The 13241-nt window shown below is 55.3% G+C and carries 12 protein-coding genes; 1 reads left to right on the plus strand and 11 read right to left on the minus strand.

The features are described from left to right. The 7 genes from ABLV04_RS05575 to ABLV04_RS05605 form a co-directional block, all read right to left on the minus strand. Positions 1-1098, minus strand: a complete 1098-nt coding sequence (locus ABLV04_RS05575; protein ID WP_023291652.1) for a type 1 fimbrial protein — start codon at positions 1096-1098, stop codon at positions 1-3. 20 nt (positions 1099-1118) lie between these two features. Next, entirely contained in the window at positions 1119-1670 is a 552-nt protein-coding gene (locus ABLV04_RS05580) for a fimbrial protein (protein WP_048336460.1), read from the minus strand. Positions 1671-1705: 35 nt separating this feature from the next. After that, the gene (locus ABLV04_RS05585) at positions 1706-4297 is read right to left on the minus strand and encodes a fimbria/pilus outer membrane usher protein (protein ID WP_023291650.1); all 2592 of its coding nucleotides are present in this window, start codon (positions 4295-4297) and stop codon (positions 1706-1708) included. Next, entirely contained in the window at positions 4251-4940 is a 690-nt protein-coding gene (locus ABLV04_RS05590; RefSeq protein WP_048336458.1) for a fimbrial assembly chaperone, read from the minus strand. Before ABLV04_RS05590 ends, ABLV04_RS05585 begins: the two co-directional genes overlap by 47 nt. A gap of 59 nt (positions 4941-4999) precedes the next feature. Beyond that, entirely contained in the window at positions 5000-5557 is a 558-nt protein-coding gene (locus ABLV04_RS05595; RefSeq protein ID WP_072096590.1) for a fimbrial protein, read from the minus strand. 509 nt (positions 5558-6066) lie between these two features. After that, on the minus strand, positions 6067-6756 hold the full coding sequence (locus tag ABLV04_RS05600; protein WP_023291649.1) for an LrgB family protein: 690 nt from the start codon (positions 6754-6756) through the stop codon (positions 6067-6069). Further along, entirely contained in the window at positions 6753-7160 is a 408-nt protein-coding gene (locus ABLV04_RS05605; RefSeq protein ID WP_023291648.1) for a CidA/LrgA family protein, read from the minus strand. The genes ABLV04_RS05600 and ABLV04_RS05605 overlap by 4 nt, the downstream gene beginning before the upstream one ends. Before the next feature lie 104 nt (positions 7161-7264). Between ABLV04_RS05605 and ABLV04_RS05610 the strand changes: the two genes are divergently transcribed. Then, positions 7265-8146 (plus strand): LysR family transcriptional regulator, encoded by an 882-nt coding sequence (locus ABLV04_RS05610; protein ID WP_017900105.1) that lies wholly within the window; start codon positions 7265-7267, stop codon positions 8144-8146. 135 nt (positions 8147-8281) lie between these two features. Here the strand turns inward: ABLV04_RS05610 and ABLV04_RS05615 are convergent, their stop codons facing one another. From ABLV04_RS05615 to soxR, 4 genes are all read right to left on the minus strand, one after another. Then, positions 8282-9928, minus strand: a complete 1647-nt coding sequence (locus ABLV04_RS05615; protein WP_004206334.1) for a Na+/H+ antiporter — start codon at positions 9926-9928, stop codon at positions 8282-8284. Between the two features lie 147 nt (positions 9929-10075). Further along, a complete protein-coding gene (locus tag ABLV04_RS05620) occupies positions 10076-11425 on the minus strand; it encodes an NCS2 family permease (RefSeq protein ID WP_004206333.1) in 1350 nt (449 codons plus the stop codon). A 390-nt stretch (positions 11426-11815) separates the two neighbouring features. Further along, positions 11816-12484, minus strand: a complete 669-nt coding sequence (locus ABLV04_RS05625) for a glutathione S-transferase (protein WP_348815465.1) — start codon at positions 12482-12484, stop codon at positions 11816-11818. Between the two features lie 259 nt (positions 12485-12743). Beyond that, complete coding sequence (soxR, locus tag ABLV04_RS05630; protein WP_004206331.1) at positions 12744-13202, minus strand: redox-sensitive transcriptional activator SoxR; 459 nt, start codon at positions 13200-13202, stop codon at positions 12744-12746. Positions 13203-13241: the final 39 nt, after the last annotated feature.

Below are 13241 nucleotides of genomic sequence, written 5' to 3' on the forward strand. Positions count from 1 at the left end.
TCAGTTGTAGGTGAAGGTGATCACCCCTGCTGCGTTTGCTGAACCTGCTGTCACTATACTTCCCGTCTTATAATAGTTTGTGGAAAAAGCGAGCGACTGCTGAGCGGCTGCCCCGCCAGGACTGTCGGGATGGGTGAAATAGCTATAGCTGGCATCTGCGCCGTCGTTCGTTACCGTCGTACGGCTCGAGGTATAGAGGCTGATGTCGGTATTCAGCGGCAGCGCTTCGCCATCCAGATTCAACTGGACCCCCACCCCGGTGGCAACATTCTCTTCTGCCGTTAAGGCCATTACGGTGTTATCAGGATTATTCCCACTCGCTTCCGCCGCCACCACCCGCATCGAAACATTGGTTCCCGGCTCGCAAAAGAGATTCATGGACTGCCGCGCTGATCCTACCTTCGTCGCGCTATTAAACTCGCCGGTATTGATGCTGCCCATGGCAAAACTAAGATTATTGCTACTGACATCGCACCCCATCGGGATCATCTGGATGCTGGTGGTTCCGCTGATATGCAGTTGGGAAATCGCTACCGAGCCTGACTTATCCTTTGCCGATACCGTCGCCACCGGGTCGTTAAAGGATAATGTACTATTGCTGGCAATCGCGCCGCCAGTCGCTACCAGCTGCAGCTGATACGCCGGGGTGTAATGTGTGGAAGCGTAGAAATCCAAAAAGCCATTAGGTTCACCGAGTTTAAAGTTGGCATCGCCGATATAATGCACCTGCGAGTCGGGAGTGAAATCATCTGTATCGTTCTCATATTCACCACTGATATTAAGCCACACTTTAACGCGTATCCCGATCCCCTGCACCGAGGTGGTATAGATGTTATCGCCGACCAACGCCCCGGCATTGCTCGAAGACCAGGCAAACACCGCGTAAATTTGCCCCTGGCAATTGAGCATAAACGTTTGCGCGTGATTCATTTTCCCGGAATCGTACAGCACCGTACCCGCGGTATAATTTCCGGCGTTGATCAGTATTTTTTCCGGCAGGTTAGTCATCGAGATATCGCCATAATTTTTCCCCTCACATAACGCCCAGCTGTAGGAGGGGATCAGCACCACAATGAAAAATAAAATAAGCTTTTTCATAAACTTCCCTGTCGAAATCATTATTTATAAGCCACATCAAACGTGGCGGTAAAACCGACAATGCCGGGACTCACCTGGCCATAAGGTGAGTACATCCGTGCCGCCATGGTGAACGTGTGGATGTCCGCTTCGCTATCAAAGGTGAAGAGATACTGGTTACCGGGGCCCAGCGGCTGCTGGTCGGCCATGCTGAGCAGTTGCAAACCTACGCCGCTGGCCCCGCTATTGCCTGTCATATAGCTTTTATAGATCGAAGCATGGGCTTCATCGAAACCGGACCCACTGAATGTGATCGTCACTGCCGACGCATAGGCGGAACAGTTGGAAAAGAGCAGCTTAACCGGCACGCTGGCGCTGCTCGATCCCGCTTTTCCGGAGAACGTCTGATAAGGAACGGTGCCTAAATCAATACGATTCGACGGCTCCACGGCCACCTCACAGGAGGGCGCTTCGATCGTGCCCGTAACCTTAAAATTGACCGTGCTGTTGCTCTCGTAAGCCAACCCGGGAGCGGAGAGCAGTAAAAGGCTAGCCAGTACACAGCCCCCTGCTCCGCAGTCTTTAATGCTCATATCAGCCCTTTTTTCCTGTTGCGAACGTGCGGCCATTATCGGCAGATGGCCTGATAAAACTGAATATTGTCGCTCAGCGTGGTGCTGGAGAAATCATAATGAGCGGTGCACTGCTCACTGCTTTTGTCCCCCCAGCGTGCTAGCAGCTGGCCTTTTTTCTGCAACCCCGTCAGGTAAACCTGCCCCTCATCGCCAACGATATTGCTGCGCGAGACGCTGGTGTTAGGCCGGGCGTTATCGAGGGTCACCAGCGCGCCGAAGGGCACCACCCCGCTGCGGGTGCGCAGTGTGAGCATCGCCTTATAGCCAATTCGCGTGTCATACTGCACTTTGACGATCGCGTTGCGCGTCGGTACCACCGTTCTGGCAACGTTATCCACTTCAGCGCCGGGTATTTCCTGTTCATCCAGCGCCAGGCTATTACGATGGTATGGACGGACGTAGGGCACCACGGCATATCCGGTGGCATCCGTCGTCACGTTTGTCTGGCCGCGCACCGTCACATCGCTGACGCCGGGGGTCTCGACCAGCGCCGAACTCTCCCCCAGAAAGCGTGACAGCGTGAGCCCACCTGAATGGGCGACCATGCCGCCGCGCAGCGAATAGTTGTAGTGATTGCTGTAGCGGTCGTAGCCATAGCCGCCCGCCGCGTCGCCTTTTGCCCCCTGGTAGTTGACGCTGAGGTTGCCGGAAGTGCTCTTATCCTGGGTGTTGTACCCTTCCAGCACGCTCCAGTTCAGGGAGCGATCCTCGAACGCTGAACCGTTAAGTCCCACGCTGTGCGTGGTGTCGTTATGGCGGCCATGGTTCATGGTGTAATTCGCGGAGAGTGAGTCTCCCAGCGGAATGCTTAACGTCAGGGAGACGACCGTATCGCTGGCCGGCCGGTTATGACCGCTGTCATCGGTGTTCTGCACGTTGCGGTTATAGGAATAGTTAATAAAGTAGGAGGCTTTGCCGATTGCTCCGCTATAGCCCACCCCGACCGACGCCATGCGCGAGTTGTCCCAGTAGGTTTCATTGATCAGCGACAGCGAAAGTGAGCCATAGCCAAACAGCGTCTGTGACACCGAGGCGTCAAAACGGCCTTTCGTTCTGCCGTTGCTGGTACAGCAGTCATACTGAGTGGAAGCGTTATCGACAAAATCCTGAAACGAATAGTATCCCGCGGTGGAATAGCGATAACCGGCCACGGAAAAGTTGGTCCCGGTCTGGAGAAAACTTTTGCTAAAGCGGACGCGATAAGATTGCCCCTGTTCTTTACTGGTCGATGTGGCCGCAGCGTTGGCGTTGACATCAGCCCATGACTGAGAACCATCAAATGAGAGGGCGCCGATAGTCCCAAGATTAAAACCGGCGCCTAACAGCAAGTTGGTGTATTTATCTTCCGCCTGCTGAAAGCCGCTATAAAGAGTAACGTTGCTGGTCACGCCATAAACCAGAGAGGACTGAATAAAGTTATATTCTTTATCGTCGGAGCTACCTGAGCGCGTTCTGCCGCTGCTCAGCGCATAGTCCAGCTGGCCCTCGCGCTGCAGGATCGCCAGCGAGGCGAATGGCACCACAAAGTTTTGCTCGCTGCCGTCAGACTCTTTAATGCTGACGTACAGATCGCCGGCGCTGCCGGTGGCGTAAAGATCTTTTATTTCAAAGGCGCCGGGTGCAACGGTGGTTTTATAAATGCTATAGCCATTCTGATAGACCGAGACCTCAGCGGTGGTACGCGCAATACCCTTGATCGTCGGCGCAAACCCGTGAAGGCTATCCGGCAGCATCTCTTTATCTGAGCTGAGCTGTAGGCCGGTAAAGCTCATGCTGTCGAAGATGCCGGACGACGTATAGGTGTTGCCCACCACCAGTTGACTGCGCAGGGTTTGGATATCGCGGGTGATATAGGAGTATACCGACTCCCAGCGACTGCTATTGTCGCTGTGGCTATAGGTGCTGTAGTTGCGCAGGCGCCACGGCCCCAGGTTCACGCCAGGCTGCAGGCTGATAAACTGGCTGTCGATAGTCGCGCCGTTATGTCGCGGGGTATTGCGCTGCCCGGAAATGCTGTAGTTGAGAATAGCGGCGTTAATCCCCTGCTGCCACTGGCTCTCCGGCACATAGTCCCTGGGACGGTTCAGCATGGCGGCTTGTGGGACGGTAAAATCTATCCGCTGTTGGGCAAGTGAAACCGTAAACGTCACGCCCGGGATCGCCGACAGCTGAGCACAGGTTTTTCCTGCCTCGAACAGCTTCGGATAGGCGGCGGTATTGATGAGCCATGAATGAAGAAACTCCGTAGAAAGACAGGGAGTCACCGTTGCGTTTGCACCAGCGTCAGGGTTATTTACCTGAAACAGGAGCGATTCAGAACCGACATACTTATCATTGATGAAAACATCCAGGTAATAAGTACCCGGCGGTACGCCATCTTGCGAAAAATAAGACAGATCAACTGAAGTCGCACTATTAGCGGTGACTTCGAGTAGGTTTGGGTTGAAATATTCGCCGGCCTCAGCGCAAGTAGGTAGGGTACTCAGGCACAGAAAAATAGCGACGCAGAGACTTTTAGTTGGAAATAGCGGCTCAACGCTACTGAATAAGAGCGGTATATTTCTTCCCTGACATACCATAATCATTAATCACGCTCCATGTGATTTCTTTTTTTCCTGCCGAGGACAGGTTACTCCTGACGGGTATTTTTAAAGTCGAAAACGGGGCTGCAAACCATGCACCAGAAATATTTTTACCGTTAACACTAACCTGCGAGAAATTCATATACACTGGTGAACTATTTTTTACCGTTAGGGTCGCCCCTTCTTTACCCCATTGTAATTTGTCGGCATAGCTTTCTGGTGTATTACCTTTTAACGCGGCAGGCCGGTAAATTAATTTTATTTTCGAGTTGATAGCAAACTGCACGACATTTTTATCAGGAATATATTCCGTCGCCGGGATCCCTTTAATATTTAGCCAAAACATGGATTCGCGGTCGTCTGGTAACATCTTTCCTGAACGGACAATACGCACAAATCCTTTTTCTCTGGCTTTAAGACGAAATAGCGGTGGTGTAATAATAAATGCATCTTTTGCTGGTGAAGCAGCATCAACCACAGAGAGCCAGGACTGCACGATATTGCTGTTCTGATCTTTATTCTCAACGCTAATAACGGCGTTATTCTTCGTACCATCAAAGACAAGGCGCGTACCGCCAACCACCACGCTGGCTTGCGCGATAGAAGACGACAGCACTAAACCAACCACAAAAAAAGGATATCTCATACGCTTAAATAAGGGGAATAACAGACGATCCCCCTTTCTCCCTTCAATAAAATGCAGAATTAATGATAGGTCACGTTATAAGTTACCGTTGTCTGAACGGCACCCTTTGTCGGTTCACCAGAGCCCGATTTCACCATCTTAACGGTGAACGGAATCGTTGCGGCACCGGAAGAGATATCGACATCGGAACCTTCTTCGTTATTTTTCATCAGGCTACCGGCTTCGTCATACAGCGCCACAGCGACGCCCGTTGCTGCGTCTTCCGTAGCCTGGTTTTTAAAGTAATCGCTATTCGCGGTATCGGAAACCCCGCCGAAAGTCACGCGGGCGGAGTTATTTCCCCCCTCTTCCACCGTCGGGCAATCCGCTAAGCTAAAAGAGAAATTTTTGGCTGCGCCGAAGGTATACGCTTTCAGGTCCGCCACCGAGGTGGTACCCATATCAATGGCAGTCACACCGCCATCGATGGTCGCCGTACAGGTAGTATCTGAAACAATGCCATTAAAGGTAATGGTGTTATCAGCCTGGGCAACGGTAGACAGCGCGCTGCAGGCAGAGAAAATCAGGGCACCTGCCAGAAATTTTTTACTCATCTTCATATTTATTCCCATATCCATTATAAACGACAATCAGTCCGTCAATTGCTTTATGCAGCGATATTAGAGAATGAAATTCAATCAGCGCGGCGTCATGCCGGCATTTACATGCTATCGGCTTGATGACAGGCACTATTATGCAGAAATAAACGACCCACTATGAATCCATTCAATAATACAAGCTCGCGTAAAAAGAATAACTAACACATGGTTAAAATTCAATTATCAACAGATATGCTATTTTTTATACAACGCGTATTAAAAGATTAGCGGCGCGACATAAAAAACCTTAAAAATCACTTGGATAAGCAGTTATATAATTCGTGAAAATAATAAAAACACTGAATTATATTTAGATTGCAATTAAATAATCGACGCCTTTGAAATATTTTCTTACAAATTCAGGAGAAACATAAGAATCGACTTAATCTTTTATGATGAGTAATAACGGGTATAAACAAAAACAGGGGAAAATAGTCCATAACTATTCTCCCCCTCAATATTTCATAATATCCGGTTACGGGACCATGTTAAAACAGCAGCCAGCGCACGACCGGCGCAGCCAGCACGACGACCACACCTGAGAGCATCATCACCAGGCTGGCCACTACGCCCTCCTGCTGGCCCAGCTCATAGGAGCGCGCGGTTCCGGCACCGTGGGAGGCCGCCCCGAACCCGGCCCCTTTCGCCATCCCTTCCCGGATAGCAAGACGTAAAAACAGCATGTCCCCCACCGCCATACCAAAGACGCCGGTGATCACCACAAACAGCGCCACCAGATCGGGTTGACCGCCAAGCGGTTTCGCCGCCGCCAGGGCAAAAGGCGTGGTCACCGAACGCACCGCCAGGCTACGCTGTATTTCGTCAGACAACATCAATCCGCGCGCCAGCCACACGGAACTGGTCACCGCTACCACCACCGCCGTCACCACCCCTGCGCTGAGAGACATCCAGTGGCGTTTGATCACCGCGATATTTTCATAGACCGGGACGGCAAAGGCGATGGTCGCCGGGCCCAGCAGCCAGAGCAGCCAGTGGGTCTCTCCCATATAGCTCTGATAAGAGATATGGCCTGCCACCAGGATCAGCACCAGCAGGATCGGCGTAAATACCAGCGGCATCAACGGCAGTTTATGAAAACGGCGATACAGTTTTTTGTTAGCGTAATAGAGGCCCAGCGTCGCCACCAGACACAGGATACTTAGCGTGGCATCGCTCATTTTTTTATCCTGTTCACTTCGTAACGATAAACCTTGTCAACGACCCAGGCCGTAGCGCCGAGCACCATCAGCGTGCTTAACGCAATGACCAGGAAAATACGCCATCCGTCGACCATCAACAGCTGGGCATAATTGACCACCGCCACCACCGCCGGGACGAAAAACAGCAGCATCTCCGCCAACAGCCAGCGGGCGCCGGCGCGAACCCAGTTGAGGGGGATCACCCGGCAAACGATCATCAACAAGAGCATCACCATGCCCACTAAGTTGGCCGGTAAGGGTACCTGCCACCTGTTCACCAGATTTTGTGCGAAGATGAATAACCCGACGTAGAGCAGTACCTGTATCGGGATCTGAAGTCGCTGCGCCACAGCAGGGGCAACGCGAGCTGGCGCGAAGGCCATGAGCGATAGTCCTGAAAAAAGAAGTCAGGCATGCAGTATAGAGAGCCGCCGACGCGGACAGAAATGAATTAAAATCATCGCAGGTATAGTCTCAGGGAATAATTATGGATATCCGAACGCTGCGCTATTTCGTTGAAGTGGTTCGTCAGCAGAGTTTTACTCGCGCGGCGGAAAAGCTGTTTGTCACACAGCCCACCATCAGCAAGATGCTCAAAAATCTCGAAGATGAACTGAACTGCACGCTGTTGATCCGCGACGGCCGCAAACTGCTGCTTACCGATACCGGGCGCGTGGTTTTTGAACGCGGCCAGGCGATCCTCGGCGAGTTCAGCCAGCTGGAGTCAGAGCTGAGCGATATCAATCACCTGCATAAGGGGGTGCTGCGTCTTGGCATTCCGCCGATGGTCGGGATGCTGATGGCGGAGCCGATCAGCCGTTTCCGCCAGCGCTACCCGGGCGTCGAGCTGAAAATCGCCGAGTTTGGCGGCCTGACGGTCCAGCAGGCGGTCAGCAATGGCGAACTTGATATGGCGATGACCGCCCTGCCCATCGAAGAGGGCAGCAGCCTCACCACCCTGCCGTTGTTCAACCACCCACTGTGCGTCCTGACGCCCAGGACCGCGGCGTGGGAAGGCAAAACGTCGCTCTCGCCGGCGGAGCTGGCGGCGCATCCGCTGGTTATCTACAACGAGGAATTTGCCCTCAGCCAGCAGCTGATGCGCCTGTTTAGCGAGCACGACGTGAAGCCGCGGATCGCTGTGCGCAGCGGTCAGTGGGATTTTCTCGCCGCCATGGTGCAGGCCGGCATTGGCGTGGCGATCCTGCCGGAGCCGATTTGCCAGCGTCTCGACCCGCAGAACTTTTGCTGGATCCCATTGCAAAGCGAGCTGCGCTGGGAGCTGGGGATGATTTGGCGGGAAGGCGTGTATATGTCGCGCAGCGCTGAGGCCTGGCTGGCGTGCAGTAAAGCGTTCTGGCTGGAATAACGCCTGGCGGCGCCAGGCTGGTGCGCATCGGGTGGATACCGCGGAGGTTGTCGGCCCGGTAAGGCGTCAGCTGCCCGCGGGCACACTTGCGTTACGAGAGATCACCCGGTGGCGCTACGCCACCGGGTCTGACGATCACTGATCTTCGATCAACAGCGCTTCCAGCAGGTCGAGGTCGTGCAGCAGCTTCTGCAGCGTCTCGTTACTGATCTGCCGGGTGGCGCGCAGATGGTACAGCTCACCGCGCTCAGAGCGCAGCGCCGCCAGGCGGAAGCGCCGCTCCAGGCTCTCTTCGAGCATCGAGGTTTCCACATCGTTACGACCATCGGCGCGGCGGCGCAGGTTACCGATCACCCGCGAACTGACTTCGGTCAGCAGCTGGTTATCGATATTCTCTTTGGTATCCGCCGCCAGCCGCTCTTCCATCTTCTGGATCGCCACAATCGCCACGTCCGCCGTCGCCGCGCGCGCCAGACGCTCCTCTTTCCGCTGCTGCACATTATCGCTCGATTCAATGTGGCGCAGCAGGATTGGCAGCGCAATCACCCCAACGAACAACGAGAACAGGATCACCCCGGCGGCGAGGAAAATCAGCTCATAGCGCGCCGGAAAGACATTCCCGTCCGGCAGCAGCAGCGGAATAGAGAGCACACCAGCGAGGGTAATCGCCCCGCGCACCCCGGCAACGGAGGAGATCAGCAGCTCGCGCGTGGTCCAGGAGCCAAACTCCATCGGTTTCTTCTTCAGGAAGCGCTGGCTAAGCTTACGCATCGACCACAGCCAGCCAAAACGCACCAGCATCAGCGCGGCATAGATCAGGATGATGTCGGTAAACAGCATCCAGGTCTCGACATTGGGATCGGCTTCCGCCGCCACCAGCGAGCTGGAGAGGATATCCGGCAGCTGCAGGCCCAACAGCAGAAACACCATGCCGTTAAAGACAAACTCCAGCATCGCCCAGGTGCTGTTGGCGCGCAGGCGCATCGCCAGCGGCGCGGTACGCATCACGCCGGAACGGGTGATGGTCATCCCTGCCGCCACCGCCGCCAGAATGCCGGAGACGCCGATATGTTCGGCGATCAGATAGGAGGCAAACGGCAGCAGGAACAGCAGGACGATCTGCGTGGCGGGCTCGTCACCGCCCCAGCGGCTGAGGAAGCGCATCGAGCGGCCATACGACCAGCTCACCACAAACCCGGCCAGCACGCCGCCAATCGCCACTTTCAGAAACTCGACGGTGGCGCCGCCGACGGTAAAGACCATGGTGCCCATCGCCACCGCGACGGCAAACTTGAGCGAGACCAGGCCGGAGGCGTCGTTCATCAGCGCCTCACCCTGCAAAATACCCATGATTTTTTTCGGTATCCGCCCTTCCCCGACGATACCCGAGAGCGCCACGGCATCGGTCGGCGACAGCACGGCCGCCAGCGCGAACGCCGGGATCAGCGGAATGCCCGGCACAATCCAGTAAATCAGAAAGCCGATGCCGACCACCGTTACGACCACCAGCGCCAGCGCCAGGCCGAGGATCTCTCGACCGTGCTCAATGAATTCGCGAGTTGGCGTTTTCCAGCCGTCGGCGAACAACAGCGGCGGGATAAACAGGACTAGAAACAGCTCTGGATCAAATTCAACATGCAAACCAAAGGTCGGCCACGCCAGAAGCGCGCCAATGGCGATTTGCATCAGTGGGAGTGGAACCTGAAAGGGCAGTACGCGCGTCACTACCCCGGAGAGTGAGACCACAAGGGTCATGATGAGGATGGTAAAGAATATTTCCATGTGTTCCCTGTTTGCTGCGTTTTCTTTTATACCTGTGAGGCGTCTTGCCTTTGAATCATACGCTACCCAGATTAACGCAAATGGAAACAGGATGTGGCTTAAAAATAAAACGGGCGGCCTGAGCCGCCCGTGAGGAGCACAAAGGGTTTAAATCGCCCACCCGCCGGCGTAGAACACCACCAGCGCCACAGCGATAATCACCGTGCCGAGGTTCAGCTTGCGCCACTCGCCGGAGACCAGACGGCCGATCACCAGGGTCGCGAAACCGATCATGATGCCGGTCACGATGTTGCAGGTCAGCACGATAAACACCGCGGTGATCAGGCCAGCCATGGCGTCAACAAAGTCATTGAAATCGATCTTCGCCACGTTGCTCAGCATCAGCAGGCCGACGTACATCAGCGCCGGCGCGGTCGCGTAGGCCGGCACCAGATAAGAGAGCGGAGAGAGGAACAGGATCAGCAGGAACAGGACCCCTACCGTCACCGCGGTCAGGCCGGTTTTACCGCCGGCTGCTGTACCCGCCGCCGATTCGATATACACCGCCGCCGGCGCCGCCCCGACTAAGCCAGAGAAGACGCTGCTCAGGGAGTCGGTGGTCAGCGCTTTACCGCCGTTGATGATTTGTCCGTCTTTGTCCAGCAGGTTCGCCTGACCGGCCACCGCGCGGATGGTGCCGGTGGCGTCAAAGACCGCCGTCATCACCAGGGCCAGTACGCTGGGCAGCACGACCGGATTTAGCGCGCCGACGATATCCAGACTGCCAATCAGCGAGTTGCCCTGGTCATCGCTCAGGGATGGCATGGCGAAAATCCCGGAGAAATGGACGTTAGGATCGAAAATCAGGCCGACAATCGACACGCCGATAATGGTCAGCAGAATACCGCCCGGTACCTTCATTTTTTCCAGACCGATGATCACCGCAAGGCCAATCAGCGACATCACCACCGGGAAGCTGTCAAAGTTCCCCAACGCCACCGGCAGACCGTCCAGCGGGTTTTTGATCACCAGGCCAACGCCATTGGCGGCAATCAGCAACAGGAACAGACCGATCCCGATCCCGGTACCGTGGGCCACACCCTGCGGCAGGTTGCGCAAGATCCAGCTGCGGATGCCGGTTGCCGAGATCACCGTAAACAGGACGCCCATCAGGAATACCGCGCCGAGCGCCACCGGAATACTGATGTGCTGCCCCAGCACCAGGCTGAAGGCGGTGAAAGCGGTCAACGAGATAGCGCAGCCGATGGCCATCGGCAGGTTTGCCCATAATCCCATCGCCAGCGAGCCAACGCCCGCCACCAGACAGGTAGAAACAAACACCGCGGCCGGCGGGAAGCCCGCTTTTCCGAGCATGCCCGGCACCACGATGACGGAGTACACCATTGCCAGAAAGGTAGTAAGACCTGCAACAATCTCCTGACGCACGGTGCTACCGCGCGCCGAAATTTTAAACCAGGCGTCTAATGAACCGCCGGTACGCGCTGAAGGCGTAGACATAGAAAACTTCCCCTGAAAATTTTTATTGTTCGTTGATATGCGTGGTGGACCTTCCACTGCCAGTTAAACGCGATCTCCTTGTACCGAATCGCAGCGCCAGGGGGGCCGCAAAAAAGCAAACGTTTAACTCCGCGCATACACTACGGTGTGTCAACCTTATCAACTCCCCCCGGCTAGCAGAAAAAAGAGGGAGCAAAACAGAAAGGCAAACGATTATCCGGCCTTTAGATAACCCTTTTCAACCGATGTTTATCGTATTTCGCTAAATTTCGCTTATGACGAACAGAAAATAACCAGCCGATGCGCAAACGTTATCGTCCATGCGCAATCCGCTAACAATTTTTTAGTGAGTTGCTTTCATTTAGCCGCGTCATCGGATCCGCTGATACTTCAGGCGCCGGGTAAGGTGAAGGGGCCGCCGCGCTCGATAGCCCGCTGCCAGGCCGGGCGCTGCTCCACCCGCTGTCGCCAGGCCTCAATATGGCGAAGATCATGCATGCCGCCGCGGGCCAGCAGCGCCATCACCGGGAAGCTCATCTGGATATCGGCCATGCTCAGCCGATCGCCGGCAAACCATGGCCGTGTGGCAAGATCGTCGTCAATGAACCGCGCATGGGTGGCCAGCTGAGGATCGAGCCACGCTTTCTGTATACCTTTGCCCAGCAGCGAGCCCAGCGAGCGGACGCCAAAGGGCACCGGGGGTTTGCCGAGGCTGGCGAACACCAGCTTCATTAACAGCAGCGGCATCAGCGAGCCTTCGGCATAGTGCAGCCAGAAGCGGTACTGCAGTTTGTCATCCGCGCCCTGTGGCTTCAGCAGCCCATCGCTGTCCCAGCTCTCCTGCAAATACTCAAGGATCGCGCCGGACTCCGCCAGCACATAGCCGTTGTCTTCCAGCACTGGCGATTTCCCCAGCGGGTGGATTTTCTTCAATGCCGCTGGCGCCAGCATCGACTTTTCCCGCTGATAGCGGACTATCTGATAAGGCAGCTGTAGCTCCTCCAGCGCCCACAGTACGCGTTGCGATCGTGACTGATTAAGATGATGTACCGTCAGCATGGGCCTCTCCCGTGGTTTGTTCAAATTAACTATAGGAACAGGCGCGGATTGCCGGGAAAATTTCGGCAAAATAGTGAGGAAAAAACGGCGGCGGATGCCATAGTTAAAGTGTCGACGCAAACCGGAACCTCCATCAACAGATTGCGCAATATTGAGGGACGTCGACGTCGGGGGAAACCCTCTCGTGAACCAACGAGATAATGCTAAAGACCAAGACCGGAAAACAACTAAAGCGCCCAGTTGTGGCGCTTTAGTTTTATCACTCCTCCTCCAGCAGCCGGGCGCCGGTCCCCTCTTCCCCCAGCTTATCGCCCGGGTTGCGTAGCGGGCAGTCGCGCCGCGATAAACAGCCGCAGCCGATGCAGCCGTCGAGCTGGTCGCGCAGCGCCGTCAGGGTGTGGATACGCCGGTCCAGCTCCTCGCGCCACTGGGATGACAGCATTTTCCACTCTTTTGCGCTGAGATTGTGCCCTTCCGGCAGCACGCCAAACGCGTCGCCGATGGTGGCCAGCGGGATGCCGATACGTTGCGCAATTTTGATAATCGCCACCGCGCGCAGGACATCGCGCCGGTAGCGCCGCTGATTGCCGGCATTCCGCTGGCTGTGGATCAGCCCTTTACTCTCATAAAAATGGAGGGCCGAGACCGCCACGCCGGTTCGTTTTGCCACTTCCCCGGGCGTCAGCAGCATTTTGATGCGGGGTGATTTCTTTTCCATAAAGCGCTTTACCTCAAGTTAACTTGAGGAATTATACTC

It is taken from the genome of Klebsiella sp. JN_Kp127 (genome assembly GCF_040062505.1).
In the GTDB taxonomy this organism is placed as follows: Bacteria; Pseudomonadota; Gammaproteobacteria; order Enterobacterales; family Enterobacteriaceae; genus Klebsiella; species Klebsiella quasipneumoniae.